General features: G+C 69.8%; 13 protein-coding genes. All 13 read left to right on the forward strand.

Annotated features, from left to right (window positions below; translation table 11 throughout):
* Positions 1–17: 17 nt before the first annotated feature.
* The 13 genes from VF825_RS07565 to VF825_RS07625 are packed head-to-tail and all read left to right on the forward strand — an operon-like array spanning position 18 to position 15,782.
* Entirely contained in the window at positions 18–782 is a 765-nt protein-coding gene (locus VF825_RS07565) for an NADH-quinone oxidoreductase subunit C (RefSeq protein ID WP_331111801.1), read from the forward strand.
* Positions 782–2,143 (forward strand): NADH-quinone oxidoreductase subunit D, encoded by a 1,362-nt coding sequence (locus tag VF825_RS07570; protein ID WP_331111803.1) that lies wholly within the window; start codon positions 782–784, stop codon positions 2,141–2,143. The genes VF825_RS07565 and VF825_RS07570 overlap by 1 nt, the downstream gene beginning before the upstream one ends.
* Positions 2,143–2,946 (forward strand): NADH-quinone oxidoreductase subunit NuoE, encoded by an 804-nt coding sequence (gene nuoE / locus VF825_RS07575; RefSeq protein WP_331111805.1) that lies wholly within the window; start codon positions 2,143–2,145, stop codon positions 2,944–2,946. The genes VF825_RS07570 and nuoE overlap by 1 nt, the downstream gene beginning before the upstream one ends.
* Positions 2,943–4,253 (forward strand): NADH-quinone oxidoreductase subunit NuoF, encoded by a 1,311-nt coding sequence (nuoF, locus tag VF825_RS07580; RefSeq protein WP_331111807.1) that lies wholly within the window; start codon positions 2,943–2,945, stop codon positions 4,251–4,253. The genes nuoE and nuoF overlap by 4 nt, the downstream gene beginning before the upstream one ends.
* Positions 4,250–6,688, forward strand: a complete 2,439-nt coding sequence (locus VF825_RS07585; RefSeq protein WP_331111809.1) for an NADH-quinone oxidoreductase subunit G — start codon at positions 4,250–4,252, stop codon at positions 6,686–6,688. The genes nuoF and VF825_RS07585 overlap by 4 nt, the downstream gene beginning before the upstream one ends.
* Positions 6,685–8,067: an NADH-quinone oxidoreductase subunit NuoH gene (gene nuoH, locus VF825_RS07590; protein ID WP_331111811.1), complete on the forward strand. Its 1,383-nt coding sequence runs from the start codon at positions 6,685–6,687 to the stop codon at positions 8,065–8,067. Before VF825_RS07585 ends, nuoH begins: the two co-directional genes overlap by 4 nt.
* A complete protein-coding gene (gene nuoI / locus VF825_RS07595; protein ID WP_331111813.1) occupies positions 8,060–8,680 on the forward strand; it encodes an NADH-quinone oxidoreductase subunit NuoI in 621 nt (206 codons plus the stop codon). The genes nuoH and nuoI overlap by 8 nt, the downstream gene beginning before the upstream one ends.
* Positions 8,677–9,444: an NADH-quinone oxidoreductase subunit J gene (locus VF825_RS07600; RefSeq protein WP_331111815.1), complete on the forward strand. Its 768-nt coding sequence runs from the start codon at positions 8,677–8,679 to the stop codon at positions 9,442–9,444. The genes nuoI and VF825_RS07600 overlap by 4 nt, the downstream gene beginning before the upstream one ends.
* Positions 9,441–9,740: an NADH-quinone oxidoreductase subunit NuoK gene (nuoK, locus tag VF825_RS07605; protein WP_141789442.1), complete on the forward strand. Its 300-nt coding sequence runs from the start codon at positions 9,441–9,443 to the stop codon at positions 9,738–9,740. Before VF825_RS07600 ends, nuoK begins: the two co-directional genes overlap by 4 nt.
* 12 nt (positions 9,741–9,752) lie before the next feature.
* Positions 9,753–11,690, forward strand: a complete 1,938-nt coding sequence (gene nuoL / locus VF825_RS07610; protein ID WP_331111818.1) for an NADH-quinone oxidoreductase subunit L — start codon at positions 9,753–9,755, stop codon at positions 11,688–11,690.
* Positions 11,690–13,225, forward strand: a complete 1,536-nt coding sequence (locus VF825_RS07615) for an NADH-quinone oxidoreductase subunit M (protein WP_331111820.1) — start codon at positions 11,690–11,692, stop codon at positions 13,223–13,225. Before nuoL ends, VF825_RS07615 begins: the two co-directional genes overlap by 1 nt.
* Positions 13,226–13,233: 8 nt before the next feature.
* Positions 13,234–14,784 carry an NADH-quinone oxidoreductase subunit NuoN gene (gene nuoN, locus VF825_RS07620; protein ID WP_331111822.1) on the forward strand — a complete coding sequence of 517 codons (1,551 nt, stop codon included), beginning with the start codon at positions 13,234–13,236 and terminating at the stop codon, positions 14,782–14,784.
* Entirely contained in the window at positions 14,781–15,782 is a 1,002-nt protein-coding gene (locus tag VF825_RS07625; protein ID WP_331111824.1) for a polyprenyl synthetase family protein, read from the forward strand. The genes nuoN and VF825_RS07625 overlap by 4 nt, the downstream gene beginning before the upstream one ends.
* The last annotated feature ends 585 nt before the right edge of the window (positions 15,783–16,367 follow it).

The raw sequence follows: 16,367 nt of genomic DNA on the forward strand, positions 1-16,367 counted from the left end.
CTGCCCGAGGTGATGGTGTGAGCGACAACGACAACAAGAAGGTCCCGACCGACAAGGCGCAGGAGACCGGCGGCGCGCCGACCGAGGCCGAGCGCGACAACCTGCCGGCCGCACCGGGCACGCCCGAGGTCGTCTCCGTCCGCCACGGCATGTTCGGTGCCTCCGACAGCGGTGACACCAGCGGGTATGGCGGGCTGGTCGCCCCGGTGCTCTTCCCCGCGCCGGCGCAGCGGCCCTACGGCCGCTACTTCGACGAGGTGGCCGACCACCTCGAGCGTGCGCTCGAGGGCGCCGGGGGCTTCGGCCGCGCCATCGAGAAGGTCATCGTCGACCGCGGCGAGCTGACCCTGTTCGTGCGTCGCGAGGACCTGCTCACCGTCGCTCGCGCGCTGCGCGACGACCCGGCCCTGCGGTTCGAGATGTGCACCGGCGTCTCCGGCGTGCACTACCCGCACGAGACCGGCCGTGAGCTGCACGCCGTCTACCACTTTCTGTCGATCACCCACGGTGGTCGCCGGGTCCGTGTCGAGGTCACCTGCCCCGACGACGACCGCCACATCCCGTCGATCGTCGGCATCTACCCGGCCAACGACTGGCACGAGCGCGAGACCTGGGACATGTTCGGCATCGAGTTCGACGGTCACCCCGCGCTGACCCGGATCCTCATGCCGGACGACTGGCCCGGCCACCCGCAGCGCAAGGACTACCCCCTCGGCGGCATCCCCGTCGAGTACAAGGGCGCCACCATCCCGCCGCCGGACCAGCGGAGGTCCTACAACTGATGAGCACCGACCAGATGCATGCAGGCGACGTCTACGCGACCGGCGTCGCCGACGAGGCCGACGCCGAGGGCGCGCGCGTCTTCAACGCCGCGGGTGGCGACTGGGACACCATCGCCGACGAGGCCTCCGCGCTCCACGAGGAGCGCATCGTCGTCAACATGGGCCCGCAGCACCCGTCCACTCACGGTGTGCTCCGGCTCATCCTCGAGCTCGACGGTGAGACCGTCACCGAGACGCGGGCCGGCATCGGCTACCTGCACACGGGCATCGAGAAGAACATGGAGTTCCGTAACTGGACGCAGGGCGTGACCTTCTGCACCCGGATGGACTACCTCACGCCGCTGTTCAACGAGACGGCGTTCTGCCTCGCGGTGGAGAAGCTGCTGGGGATCACCGACCAGATCCCCGAGCGGGCCAGCATCATCCGCGTGCTCATGATGGAGCTCAACCGGATCTCCTCCCACCTCGTGGCCCTGGCCACCGGTGGCATGGAGATGGGTGCCACGACGGTCATGACCGTCGGCTTCCGCGAGCGTGAGCGGATCCTGTCCATCTTCGAGATGGTCACCGGCCTGCGCATGAACAACGCCTACGTCCGCCCCGGCGGCGTGGCGCAGGACCTGCCCCCGGGTGCCATCGACAAGATCCGCGACGCGATCCCCGCGATCCGCAAGGGCCTCGGCGAGCTCGAGCTGCTGCTCAACGAGAACCCGATCCTCAAGGGCCGCACCGTCGACGTGGGCTACCTCGACCTGACCGGCTGCATGGCCCTGGGCATCACCGGGCCGGTGCTGCGCTCGGCCGGCCTGCCGCACGACCTGCGCAAGCTGGACCCGTACTGCGGCTACGAGACCTACGAGTTCGACGTCATCACCCGCGACTCCTGCGACGCCTACGGCCGCCTGCGCATCCGCATCGACGAGATGTACGAGTCGCTGAAGATCGCCGAGCAGGCCGTCGACCGGCTGCAGGCCACCCCCGGCCCGGTCATGGTCGAGGACAAGAAGATCGCCTGGCCGGCGCAGCTGGCCATCGGCGGCGACGGCATGGGCAACAGCCTGGACCACATCCGCGAGATCATGGGCAGCTCGATGGAGTCCCTCATCCACCACTTCAAGCTGGTGACCGAGGGCTTCCGCGTCCCGCCGGGCCAGGCCTACGTCGCGATCGAGTCGCCCAAGGGTGAGCTCGGCGTCCACGTCGTCTCCGACGGCGGCACCCGCCCCTACCGTGCGCACTTCCGCGACCCTTCGTTCAACAACCTGCAGGCCACGGCCGCGATGTGCGAAGGCAGCCAGGTTGCCGACGTCATCGTCGCCGTCGCCTCGATCGACCCCGTGATGGGAGGCGTGGACCGCTGATGGCGACCACGAGCAACCCGAACTACGGCGCCGTGCCCGCGCCGACGGCCGAGCCCTACGAGGCCGACGTCCTGGCCGGCCTGCACCGTGACGCGCAGGAGGTCATCGGGCGCTACCCGGTGAAGCGCTCGGCGCTGCTGCCGCTGCTGCACCTCGTGCAGTCCGTCGACGGCTACGTCTCCACCCGCGGCATCGAGTTCTGCGCGGAGGTCCTCGACCTCACCGCGGCCGAGGTCAGCGGCGTCGCGACGTTCTACACGCAGTACAAGCGCCACCCCAACGGCGAGTACACCGTCGGCGTCTGCACCAACACGCTGTGCGCCATCATGGGCGGCGACCAGATCTGGGACGAGGTCAGCGAGCACCTCGGCATCGGCCACGACGAGACCACGCCCGACGGCAAGATCACGCTCGAGCGGGTCGAGTGCAACGCGGCGTGTGACTTCGCACCGGTGGTCATGGCCAACTGGGAGTTCTTCGACAACCAGACGCCGGACTCCACCAAGGCGCTGGTCGACGACCTGCGTGCCGGTCGCGAGGTCAAGCCGACCCGCGGCCCCTCGCGCGTGTGCAGCTTCAAGCACGTCTCCCGCGTCCTGGCGGGGTTCAACGACGGCCTCGCCGACGAGGGCGTCGGCGCCGGTCCGGCCTCCCTGGAGGGCCTGAAGGTCGCGAAGGACCGCGGCTGGGACGAGGGCGGCAACGGCAACCAGCAGAACGAGGCGACCTCCGACGCGATGGCGGCCGGACGGCATACCTCCACGGACACCCCGGCCGAGGGTGACGGGAAGGCGGAGAAGTGAGCACGCAGCTGACGCCGATCCTGACGAAGTTCTGGGACGACCCGCAGTCCTGGACCCTCGAGACCTACGAGAAGCACGACGGCTACAAGGCGCTGAAGAAGGCGCTCGGCATGCCCCAGGCCGACCTGGTCCAGGTGACCAAGGACTCCGGCCTGCGCGGGCGCGGCGGCGCCGGCTTCCCCACGGGCATGAAGTGGGGCTTCCTGCCCGCTCCCGACGGTGGCCCCCGCTACCTCGTCGTCAACGCCGACGAGTCCGAGCCGGGCACCTGCAAGGACATCCCGCTGATGATGGCGGCGCCGCAGTTCCTCATCGAGGGCGTGGCGATCACGTCCTTCGCGATCGGCTGCAACCACGCCTTCATCTACCTGCGCGGCGAGGTCGTCCACGTCTACCGCCGCCTGCTGCGCGCGGTGGAGGAGGCCTACGCCAAGGGCTACCTCGGCAAGAACATCATGGGCACGGGCTTCGACCTCGACGTCACGGTCCACGCCGGCGCCGGCGCCTACATCTGTGGCGAGGAGACGGCGCTGCTGGACTCCCTCGAGGGTCGCCGTGGCCAACCGCGCCTCAAGCCGCCGTTCCCGGCGGTCGCGGGTCTCTACGCCCGGCCGACGGTGGTCAACAACGTCGAGTCCATCGCCTCCGTGCCGCCGATCCTGCTGCACGGTGCCGACTGGTTCTCCGGCATGGGCACCGAGAAGTCGACCGGTTTCGGCATCTTCAGCCTCTCCGGCCACGTCACCCGCCCGGGCCAGTACGAAGCGCCGCTCGGCATCACGCTGCGCGAGCTGCTCGACATGGCCGGCGGCATGCGCGGCGGCAAGAAGCTGAAGTTCTGGACCCCGGGTGGCTCCTCCACGCCGCTGTTCACCGACGAGCACCTCGACACCCCGCTGGACTTCGAGTCTGTCGCGGCCGCCGGGTCGATGCTCGGCACCCGCGCGCTGCAGATCTTCGACGAGACCACCTGCGTGGTGCGCGCCGTCGAGCGGTGGACCGACTTCTACGCGCACGAGTCCTGCGGCAAGTGCACCCCGTGCCGCGAGGGGACCTACTGGCTCAAGCAGATCCTCACCCGGCTCGAGCACGGTGAGGGCAGCGAGGAGGACCTCGAGAAGCTGCTCGACATCTGCGACAACATCCTGGGCCGGGCCTTCTGCGCGCTCGGTGACGGCGCCACCAGCCCGATCACGAGCAGCATCCAGTACTTCCGCGAGGAGTACCTCGCCCACCTGGAGCACGGCGGCTGCCCGTTCGACCGGAACGCCTCGACGCTCTTCGCGAAGGAGACCGTGTCCGCATGACCGCCACCACCAGCACGGACCTGGTCAACCTGACCATCGACGGGGTGCCCGTCAGCGTCCCGAAGAACACCCTGGTGATCCGCGCCGCCGAGGAGGTGGGCGTCCAGATCCCGCGGTTCTGCGACCACCCGCTGCTCGAGCCCGTCGGTGCCTGCCGTCAGTGCCTCGTCGACGTCGCCACCCCGGGCCCTGACGGCTCGCTGCGCGCGTTCCCCAAGCCCCAGGCCTCCTGCACCATGACGGTCAGCGAGGGCATGGAGGTCAAGACCCAGCACACCTCCAAGGTCGCCGACAAGGCCCAGCAGGGCGTGATGGAGCTGCTGCTCATCAACCACCCGCTGGACTGCCCGGTCTGCGACAAGGGTGGCGAGTGCCCGCTGCAGAACCAGGCGCTGTCCAACGGCCGGCCCAAGAGCCGGTTCGAGGACGTCAAGCGCACCTTCCCCAAGCCGATCAACATCTCCTCGCAGGTGCTGCTCGACCGGGAGCGCTGCGTCCTGTGCGCCCGCTGCACCCGCTTCTCCGACCAGATCGCCGGTGACCCGTTCATCGCGCTGGTCGAGCGCGGCGCGCTGCAGCAGATCGGCATCTACCAGGAGAAGCCGTTCGAGTCCTACTTCTCCGGCAACACCGTGCAGATCTGCCCGGTGGGTGCCCTGACCGGCGCGGCCTACCGCTTCCGCTCCCGCCCGTTCGACCTCGTGTCCACCCCGAGCGTCTGCGAGCACTGCGCCAGCGGCTGCGCCACCCGCACGGACCACCGTCGTGGCTCGGTCCTGCGCCGCATGGCCGTCAACGACCCGGCGGTCAACGAGGAGTGGAACTGCGACAAGGGCCGCTGGGCGTTCACCTACGCCACGCAGGCCGACCGCATCACCGAGCCGCTCGTCCGTGACGAGGACGGCAACCTGCGCGTGGCCTCCTGGCCCGAGGCCCTCGACGTCGCCGCGCGCGGACTCGAGGCTGCCCGCGACGCCAAGGGTGTCGGCGTGCTCGTCGGTGGCCGCGTCAGCGGCGAGGACGCCTACGCCTACAGCAAGTTCGCCCGTATCGCGCTCCAGACCAACGACATCGACTTCCGGGCCCGCCCGCAGTCGGTGGAGGAGGCCGAGTTCCTCGCGCACCACGTCGTGGCCACCGGCCCCGGCGGTGGCGGCGTGACCTACGCCGACCTCGAGGCCGCCCCGACCGTCGTGCTCGTGGGCTTCGAGCCCGAGGACGAGTCGCCGATGGTCTTCCTGCGCCTGCGCAAGGCGTTCCGCAAGCATGGCACGCGCGTCTTCTCGGTCGCGCCGTTCGCCACCCGCGGGCTGGAGAAGCTCGGCGGCACGCTGATCCGCACCGCCCCCGGCACCGAGGCCGAGGTCCTCACGGCCCTGGCCGAGGAGAAGGTCGAGGTCGTCGAGACCTCCAAGGCGCTGTCGGTCGACGGCGCGGTCGTGCTCGTCGGTGAACGCCTGGCCACCGTGCCCGGTGCGCTGTCCGCCGCGGCCGCCCTCGCCAAGACGACCGGTGCCCGCCTGGCGTGGGTCCCGCGTCGTGCCGGTGAGCGCGGTGCGCTCGAGGCCGGCGCCCTGCCCAACCTGCTCCCCGGAGGCCGCCCGGTCACCGACTCCGCCGCCCGCGCGGAGGTCGGAGAGGCCTGGGGCGTCGTCGGGCTGCCCGAGGTCGTCGGCCGCGACACCGCCGAGATGCTCTCGGCGGTCAGCGCCGGCAACCTCGCCGGCCTGGTCGTCGGTGGCGTCGACCCGGCCGACCTGAGCCGTGCCGGCGACGCGCTCGACGCCCTGGCCCGCGCCTTCGTCGTCTCCCTCGAGGTCCGCGAGAGCGCGGTCACCGAGCGCGCCGACGTGGTGCTGCCGGTGGCGCCGCACGCCGAGAAGGCCGGTGTCTTCGTCGACTGGGAGGGCCGGGTGCGCCCGTTCGAGGCGGCGCTCGACACCAACGCCATGAGCGACCACCGCGTGCTGGACCTGCTGGCCGACGCGATGGGCGAGTACCTCGACGTCCGCACGCTGACCGCGGCCCGTGCCGACATGGAGCGGCTCGGCCCGTGGAGCGGCCCGCGCGCCGCGGCGCCCACCGTCGCCCCGGCCGAGGTGCCGTGGACCGACAGCGGCCAGGCCGTGCTGGCCACGTGGCACCACCTGCTCGACGAGGGCAGGATGCAGGACGGTGAGCCGTTCCTCGCGGGCACCGCGCCCACGGCGGTGGCCCGCCTCTCGGCGACCACGGCCGCGGTCGCCGGCGTCGCGGACGGCGAGCTGCTGACGGTGTCCACCCCGACCGGGGCCATCACCGTTCCGGCGGTGATCACCGACATGGCCGACCACGTGGTCTGGCTGCCGACCAACTCGCGCGGCAGCGCGGTGCGATCGACGCTCGGCGTCGACGCCGGCGCCGTCGTGACTCTCACCAAGGGTGGTGCCGCATGAGCCTCGCCGGCTCGCTCGCACACGCGACGACGTCCGTGACGTCCGTGACGTCCCTCGTCCCGACTCTGGACAGGCCCGTCGCCGACTTCAGCGACACCCCGTGGTGGCTGTCGCTGGTCAAGGCGTTGCTCGTCTTCGTGTTCCTGCTGGTCAACACGCTGCTGGTGATCTGGTTCGAGCGCCGGGTGATCGGCCGGATGCAGCAGCGTCCGGGCCCGAACCGCACCGGCCCGTTCGGCCTGCTGCAGACGCTGGCCGACGGCGTGAAGCTGGCGCTCAAGGAGGACCTGACCCCCAAGAACGCCGACAAGCTGGTCTTCATCCTGGCCCCGGTCATCGCCGGTGCCATGGCGTTCGTGTCGTTCGCGATCATCCCGCTCGGCCCGACGGTGAGCATGTTCGGCCACCTGACGCCGCTGCAGCTGACCGACATCCCGGTCGCCGTGCTGCTCGTCCTGGCCGTCGCCGGCGTCGGTGTCTACGGCATCGTGCTGGCCGGCTGGTCCTCCGGCTCGACCTACCCGCTGCTCGGCGGCCTCCGCTCCACCGCCCAGGTCATCTCCTACGAGATCGCCATGGGCCTGTCGCTGGTCGCGGTGTTCATGTACTCCGGCTCGATGTCGACGTCGCAGATCGTCAGCTCGCAGAAGAGCCTGTGGTTCATCATCCCGGCGTTCTTCAGCTTCGGCGTCTACGTCATCACGATGGTGGGCGAGACCAACCGCCTGCCGTTCGACCTCGCCGAGGGTGAGGGTGAGCTCACCGGTGGCTTCCACACCGAGTACTCCTCGCTGAAGTTCGCGATGTTCTTCCTCGGCGAGTACGTCAACATGTTCACCGTCTCGGCGCTGGCCACGACGATGTTCCTCGGTGGCTGGCAGGCGCCTCCCGGCATCGCCGCCATCAACAACGGCATGTTCAACCACGGCTGGTGGGGCCTGCTCTGGTTCGTCGTCAAGCTCTGGCTGTTCATGTTCTTCTTCGTCTGGCTGCGTGGCTCCCTGCCGCGTGTCCGCTACGACCAGTTCATGCGCTTCGGCTGGAAGTTCCTCATCCCGGTCACCCTCGCCTGGGTCGTCGCGGTCGCGTTCATCCGCGGCGCGCAGCTGTCCTTCTTCGGCGGCAACACCCGCACTGCCACGCTCATCGTGGTCGGCGTGATCGCCGTCGTCGCCCTGGCCGCTGCCTGGGTCTGGGACGGGCGTCGGGCCGAGAAGGAGCGCACGTCCCGGGTCGAGGTCCCCGAGGAGATCGACCCGTTCGCGGGTGGCTACCCGGTGCCGCCGCTGCCAGGCCAGCGCCTGCGTGAGCCCAGCCTGCAGGTGGCCGCCACGGCCGCCCCCACGTCCACCACCACCCCGGAGGCCAACCGTGGCTGACAAGACGGACAAGAAGGCGGGGTTCCTCTCCGACCTCCTCGCACCCGTCGGCGGATTCGGCGTCACCTTCGCCACCATGTTCCGCAAGCTGGAGACCGAGGAGTACCCCGAGGAGAAGCGGCCGACCCAGCCGCGCTACCACGGTCGGCACCAGCTCAACCGTCACCCCGACGGCCTGGAGAAGTGCGTCGGCTGCGAGCTGTGCGCGTGGGCCTGCCCCGCGGACGCGATCTACGTCGAGGGCGCGGACAACACCGAGGAGGAGCGTTTCTCCCCGGGTGAGCGTTACGGCCGCGTCTACCAGATCAACTACCTGCGCTGCATCTTCTGCGGGCTGTGCATCGAGGCCTGCCCGACGCGCGCGCTGACGATGACCAACTTCTACGAGCTCGCCGACGACGACCGCGGCAAGCTCATCTTCGAGAAGCAGCAGCTGCTGGCCCCGCTCCAGGAGGGCATGCTCCAGCCGCCCCACCCGATGGTGGAGCAGATGGAGGAGCGCGACTACTACCAGGGCAAGGTCTCCACGGCGACGCCCTCGCAGAAGCAGTGGGTCGAGCTCCACACCAAGCGCGACGAGGTCGCGGTCGAGGAAGGCGGTGTCACCCGATGACCAGCGGTGGTGAGGCGTTCCTCTTCTGGGTCCTCGGCCCGATCAGCGTGATTGCTGCGCTGGGTCTGCTTTTCGCCAAGAAGGCCGTGCACGCGGCCCTGGCGATGGCCCTGGTGATGATCAACCTCGGTGTCTTCTACATCGCGCAGAACGCCGACTTCCTCGGCATCGTGCAGATCTTCGTCTACACCGGCGCGGTCATGATGCTGTTCCTGTTCGTGCTCATGCTCGTCGGCGTCGACTCCTCGGACTCCCTCGTCGAGACGATCAAGGGCCAGAAGTGGGTGGCGCTGCTGCTCGCCCTGGGCCTGGGAGGCCTGCTGGTCAGCACGATCGGCCACGTCACCTTCCCCGCCGCGGCCGGTCTGGACCGGGCCAACGCCGACGGCAACGTCACCGGCGTGGCCAACCTGATCTTCGGCAAGTACGTCTGGGTCTTCGAGGTCACCAGCGCCCTGCTCATCACGGCCGCCCTCGGCGCCATGGTGCTGGCCCACCGTGAGCGGCTCACCGAGCGGCTCACCCAGCGCGAGTGGTCCGAGCGTCGCTTCCGCGAGGGCAAGAACCTCGCCGGCCTGCCCGCCCCGGGTGTCTACGCCCGCCACAACGCGGTCGACACCCCGGCTCTGCTGCCCGACGGCACGCCGAGCGAGCTGTCCGTATCGCGGGTGCTCACCGCGCGCGAGCAGATCCTCACCCCCGAGCGCTACGAAGAGGCCGAGCAGGCCATCGAGCGAGAGATCGAGGAGGGTCGGGCCCGATGAGCCTGGTCAACTACATCTACCTGTCGGCCATCCTGTTCGCGATCGGCGCCGCCGCGGTGCTGGTGCGGCGCAACTCGATCGTCATCTTCATGGGCGTCGAGCTCATGCTCAACGCGACCAACCTCGCGTTCGTGACGTTCGCCCGCATGCACGGCTCGCTCGACGGTCAGGTCGTCGCGCTGTTCGTCATGGTGGTCGCCGCCGCTGAGGTGGTCGTCGGCCTGGCGATCATCATGGCCATCTTCCGTGCCCGACGCTCGGCCTCGGTCGACGACGCCAACCTGCTGAAGCTGTAAGGAGCGCAACAGGTGTACTCACTTGCTACTGCGGACCACACCGCAGCGGTGGTCCAGAGCGCCACTGGGGTGACCTCGGTCGCCTGGTTGCTCATCGCCCTCCCGCTGCTCGGTGCGGCGGCCCTCCTCCTGGGCGGCCGGCGTACCAACTCCTTCGGGCCGCTCCTGGCGACGTCGCTGTCCTGGGCCAGCTTCGTGGTCGGCGCGATCATCACGCTGTCGATGATCGGCCGTCCCGCGGACGGGCGGGCGCAGTCGCTGCACCTGTTCTCCTGGGTGCCGGCCGGCTCGTTCAAGCTCGAGGCCGGACTCCTGGTCGACCCGCTGTCGGTGGCCTTCGTCCTGCTGATCACGTTCGTGGGCTCCCTGATCCACGTCTACTCGATCGGCTACATGGAGCACGACCCGGACAAGCGCCGGTTCTTCGCCTACCTCAACCTGTTCGTGGCCTCGATGCTGCTGCTGGTGCTGGCCGACTCCTACCTGCTGGTCTACGTCGGCTGGGAGGGCGTGGGCCTGGCGTCCTACCTGCTCATCGGCTTCTGGAACTACAACCCGGCCTACGCCTCGGCGGCCAACAAGGCGTTCGTGGTCAACCGCGTCGGTGACTTCGGCCTGTCGATCGCGATCATGCTGATGTTCGTCACCTTCGGCACGGTCACCTTCGCCGGCGTCAACGCCGGGGTCCCCGGCGCCAACCAGGCGGTCGTCACCGCGATCGGCCTGATGCTGCTGCTCGGCGCCTGCGGCAAGTCGGCCCAGTTCCCGCTGCAGAGCTGGCTCGGTGACGCCATGGCCGGCCCGACGCCGGTGTCCGCGCTGATCCACGCGGCAACGATGGTGACCGCCGGTGTCTACCTCGTGGTCCGCAGCCACGTCATCTTCGACGCCGCGCCCGACGCGCGGCTGGTCGTGACGATCGTCGGTGCGATCACCCTGCTCTTCGGTGCGGTCGTCGGTTGTGCCAAGGACGACATCAAGAAGGCCCTGGCCGCCTCCACCATGAGCCAGATCGGCTACATGATGCTGGCCGCCGGCCTCGGCCCGGTGGGCTACGCGTTCGCGATCTTCCACCTGCTGACGCACGGCTTCTTCAAGGCCGGCATGTTCCTCGGCGCAGGCTCGGTCATGCACGGCATGAACGACACGGTCGACATGCGCCGCTTCGGCCGGCTGTCCGGCGCCATGAAGATCACCTGGGCCACGTTCGGCCTCGGCTGGCTGGCGATCCTGGGTGTGCCGCCGTTCGCGGGCTTCTGGTCCAAGGACAAGGTCATCGAGGCCGCCTTCGTCGGCGACGGCTGGAAGCCTTGGGTCTTCGGTGGCGCGGCGTTGCTTGGCGCCGGCATCACGGCGTTCTACATGTCCCGCCTGTTCTTCATGACCTTCCACGGCCAGAAGCGGTGGGAGGAGGACGCCCACCCGCACGAGTCGCCCAAGATCATGACCGTGCCGATGATCATCCTGGCCGTCGGCTCGGCCTTCCTCGGCCTGGTGCTCGGCCCGACCGGTGTCATCACCAGCTGGCTCGAACCGGTCGTCGGGTCGCAGCCGGAGGGTGCCGAGCCGGTGGTGGCGGTGCCGGTGCTCATGACCGTGACGCTGCTGCTCGTCGTCGGCGGTGTCGCGCTGGCCTGGCTGCGCTACTGGCGCGAGCAGGTGCCGGTCGTGGCACCGGTGGGCTCGCTCGCCACGCGTGCGGCACGCCGTGACCTCTACCAGGACGACGTCAACGAGGGTGTCTTCATGCGCCCCGGCATCCACCTGACTCGCTCGCTCGTCTTCTTCGACGGCAAGGGTGTCGATGGTGCGGCCGGCGGCCTGGCGGCGCTCATCGGTGGTACGTCCGCGCGGGTCCGCCGCGTCCAGAACGGTTTCGTTCGCTCTTATGCCCTGACGATGCTCGCCGGTGTCGTCGTGATCCTCGGTGCCGTGTGGGTGGTTCAGTGATGTCCAGCTTCCCGTGGTTGACCACGATCGGCCTGATCCCGTTGATCGGCGCCGCCGTCGTGGCCCTCCTGCCTGCGAGCCTGGCCGGCAGGGCCCGGCAGATCTCGCTCGGCTTCTCGCTGGCGACCCTCGTGGTCGCCATCGGCGCCGCGCTGCAGTTCAACACCAGCTCCACCCAGCAGTTCCAGCTCAGCGAGACGCACTCCTGGATCCCGCAGTTCGGCGTCAGCTACGCCGTGGGTGTGGACGGCATCGCGCTGGTCCTGATCATGCTGGCCGTCATCCTCGCGCCGGTGTGCATCCTCGCGGCCTGGAACGACGTGCCCGAGGTGGGCCGCCGGACGCAGAACTACTTCGCGCTCATGCTCGTCCTCGAGACGTTCATGGTCGGGGTGTTCGCGGCGACCGACGTGTTCCTCTTCTACGTCTTCTTCGAGGCGATGCTGATCCCGGTCTACTTCCTGATCGGGTCCTTCGGTGGCCCGCAGCGCCAGTACGCCGCGGTGAAGTTCCTGCTCTTCTCGCTGCTGGGCGGGCTGGTCATGCTCGTGGCCGTCATCGCCCTCGGCCTGCACGGGCCCGGCGGCCCCCAGGACTTCCTCGTCACCAACCTGACCGGGCTGCACCTGGACCAGACCACCGAGCGGCTCCTGTTCCTCGGCTTCTTCTTCGCCTTCGCGGTGAAGGCGCCGATGTTCCCGGTCCACACCTGGCTGCCCGACGCGGCCGCCGAGGCGCCCCCGGCGACCTCCGTCCTGCTGGTCGGCGTGCTCGACAAGGTGGGCACCTTCGGGATGATCCGCTTCTGCCTGCCGCTGTTCCCCGAGGCCAGCAAGTGGGCCACGCCGGCGATCATCGTCCTGGCGGTCATCTCGATCGTCTACGGCGCGCTGCTGGCCATCGGCCAGACCGACGTGATGCGCCTGATCGCCTTCACCTCGATCAGCCACTTCGGCTTCATCGTGCTGGGCATCTTCGCGATGACCTCGGTGGGCCAGTCCGGCTCGACGCTGTACATGGTCAACCACGGCTTCTCCACGGCGGCGCTGTTCCTCGTGGCGGCGATGCTCGCCGGCCGGCGGGGCAGCCGCCGCATCCCGGACTTCGGCGGCTGGCAGCGGGTCACCCCGGTCCTGGCCGGTGTCTTCCTCGTCGCGGGCCTGTCCAGCCTGGCGCTGCCGGGCATGGCGAGCTTCATCTCGGAGTTCCTGGTCCTGGTCGGCACGTTCCAGCGCTACAAGGTGGCCGCGGCCATCGCGACGACCGGCATCGTCCTGGCTGCGCTCTACATCCTGCTCATGTACCAGCGCATGATGACCGGGCCCAAGCCGGAGCTGGCCGAGCGCCCCGCCGACCTGAGCCGGCGCGAGAAGTGGGTCGTGGCCCCGCTCATCGCCGCGTTCATCGTGCTGGGCTTCTACCCCAAGCCGGTCCTCGACGTGATCAACCCCGCCGTGCAGACCACGATGCAGCAGGTCGGCGTGACCGACCCTGCTCCGACGCACGGCACCGCAGCTGATGGGAGTGCGAAGTGATCGCCGCCATGCCGTCCCTCGCGACGGACTTCGTCCCCGCGAAGGTCAACTACGCGGCGGTGTCGCCGATGCTGATCGTCTTCGGCGTCGCCCTCGTGGGCGTCCTCGTCGAGGCGTTCGCCCCCCGGTCCCGCCGGTATGCCGTGCAGGTCACCCTGTCGGTCGCCGGCCTGGTCGGCGCGCTGGTGGCGCTGGTCCTCGCCGCGCGCAGCAACACCGGCAGCACGCTCGAGGGCGCCGTCGTCGTCGACGGCCCGGCGCTGTTCCTCCAGGGGACCCTGCTGGTCCTGTCGGTGCTCGGCGTCCTGACGATGGCCGAGCGCTTCGACGGCCCCGGTGCGGACGCGTTCACCCCCATGGGTGCCGCGGTCCCGGGCTCGCCGTACGAGGCTGCGGCGCTGCGCGCCGGCGCCACGGGCACCGAGGTGTTCCCGCTGACCCTGTTCGCCGTGGGCGGCATGCTGCTGTTCCCGGCTGCGGGTGACCTGCTGACGATGTTCGTCGCGCTCGAGGTGCTCTCGCTGCCGCTGTACATCCTGAGCGGCCTGGCCCGGCGTCGCCGCCTGCTGTCGCAGGAGGCCTCGCTGAAGTACTTCCTGCTGGGCGCGTTCTCCTCCGGCTTCTTCCTCTTCGGCTCCGCCCTGCTGTTCGGCTACTCCGGCTCGATGGACCTGAGCGTCATCGCCCGCGCCATCAGCAGCAACAGCGGCATGGACGGCCTGCTCGTCCCGGGCGTCGTGCTGGTTGCCGTGGGCCTGCTGTTCAAGGTCGGTGCCGTCCCGTTCCACATGTGGACCCCGGACGTCTACCAGGGCGCCCCGACCCCGGTGACCGGCTTCATGGCCGCCTGCACCAAGGTCGCCGCCTTCGGCGCGATCCTGCGCGTGGTCTACGTCGGTGTCGCCGGCAGCCGCTGGGACTGGGAGCCGGTCCTGTGGGGCGTCGCGATCCTGACCATGGTCGTGGGTGCGGTCCTGTCGGTCACCCAGACCGACGTCAAGCGCCTCCTGGCCTACTCCTCCATCGCGCACGCGGGCTTCATCCTCACCGGCGTGCTGGCCTTCGACCGGGTGGGCGTCTCCTCGACGCTGTTCTACCTGGTGGCCTACGGGTTCACCACGATCGCGGCGTTCGCGATCGTCTCGCTGGTCCGCTCCGGCGGCTCCGAGGCCACGCACCTGTCGCAGTGGGCCGGTCTGGCCAAGCGCAACAAGTGGGTCGCGGGGACGTTCGCCTTCCTGCTGCTGGCCTTCGCGGGCATTCCGCTGACGTCGGGCTTCACCGCCAAGTTCGCGGTGTTCTCGGCGGCGGTCGGCCACGGCGGCACGGTCCTGGCGTTCATCGGTGTCCTGGCCAGCGCGGTCACGGCGTTCGTCTACGTCCGACTCATCGTGCTCATGTACTTCTCCGAGCCGGCCGGTGACAGCACCGTGGTCGTCACACCGTCCCTCGTGACCACCCTCGCGGTCGCCCTCGGCACGGTCGCGACGCTGGTCCTCGGCGTCCTGCCCTCGTCGGTGCTGGATCTCGCGTCCAGCTCGGCGCTGTTCCTGCGATGACCACGGCGTCCTCGACGCTGGGCCTGCCGACGGCGTCGCCGGAGCTGGCGTCCCGGCTGCAGGACGGCCTTGCCGCGGTCGACGCGACGCTGCGTGCGCAGGTCGACCACGACGACCCGTTCATCGCGGAGGCCTCGGGGCACCTGGCGTCGGCCCACGGCAAGCTGTTCCGGCCGCTGCTGACGTTGCTGGCCGCCGAGCTCGGGTCCGGTGTCAACGATGACGTGGTCGCGGCTGCGGCCGGGGTGGAGCTGACGCACCTCGCCTCGCTCTACCACGACGACGTCATGGACGAGGCTGACATGCGCCGCGGGGTCGTCAGCGCCAACGCGCGCTACGGCAACTCCACGGCGATCCTCGTCGGGGACCTGCTCTTCGGGAAGGCGTCGGCCATCGTGGCCGAGCTCGGTCCCGAGGCGGTCAAGATCCAGGCGCGCACGTTCGTGCGGCTGTGTGCCGGGCAGATCAAGGACGACCGGCCGGCCCCGGATGGCGCGGACCCGGTCGACTACTACCTCGGCGTCCTGGCCGACAAGACCGGGGTGCTCATCGCGACCGCTGCGCGCTACGGCGCCATGTTCAGTGGCTGCCCGCCGGAGACGGTCGAGATCATGCGCCGGTACGGCGAGCGGCTGGGCGTGGTCTTCCAGCTCGTCGACGACCTGATCGACGTGACCTCCGAGACGGGGGAGTCGGGCAAGACCCCCGGCACCGACCTGCGCGAGGGCGTGGCCACGTTGCCGGTCCTCTACGCGCGCACGTCCACCGACCCCGCGGACGCCCGGCTGCTCGAGCTGCTGGGGCAGGATCTGCGCGACGACGAGCTGCACGCCGAGGCGCTCGGCCTGCTGCGCGCGCACCCGGCCCTGGACCGGGCACGGGAGCGCACCCTGGAGATGGCCCGTGAGGCCCAGGACCTGATCGACCCCCTGGGGGCGGGCCCGGTCCAGGACGCCCTGCGCGCCCTGGCCGTGAGCATCGTGCAGCGCGTGCGCTGACCCGCTCTGCTCTGCCCCGGACCGGGCAGTCCCGCACCGTGCGGGGCTGCCCGGTTCTGCGTCCCGGGCACCAGCGGGCTGTCCGGTTCCCGCGACCGCGGAGCGTGCCGGCCCTTGGCCCTCGGGCGTCCATGAGGGCCGTGCAGGCCTGTGAACTGGGGCTTTTCACCCGATTTGGAGTTCCGGGAGATGGCCCCGTAAAGTTCTCGACGTCAGCCCGACAGGGAGGAACGGACACCACCGCAGCGGAGCGCAAGCACCGCGCGAAGCAGGCCGGTCCCGGGGATGACACTCCACCGCAAGCCCGCCGGTTATGGCGGATGCCTGGCGCCCGACAGGGTGGTCGGGAGCGGGCCGAGAGCCTGCTACAGTGGAACACGACAAGCGGCCGGCGCTGACAGCGCAAGCCACTCGAAGCGAGTGGCGGTCAGCAGGTCACAACACGAACGGTAGCCCCGGATCCAGGCTTGGGTGTCTGGTGATGGTGCGCGTCCGGTCCTTGAGAACTCAACAGCGTGCCAAAAATCGATGCCAATTACCTCGTCCCGGCATCTTCGGATGTTGGACGAATTTCCTTTGGTTGAT

The organism is Oryzihumus sp. (assembly GCF_036391795.1).
GTDB lineage: Bacteria > Actinomycetota > Actinomycetes > Actinomycetales > Dermatophilaceae > Oryzihumus.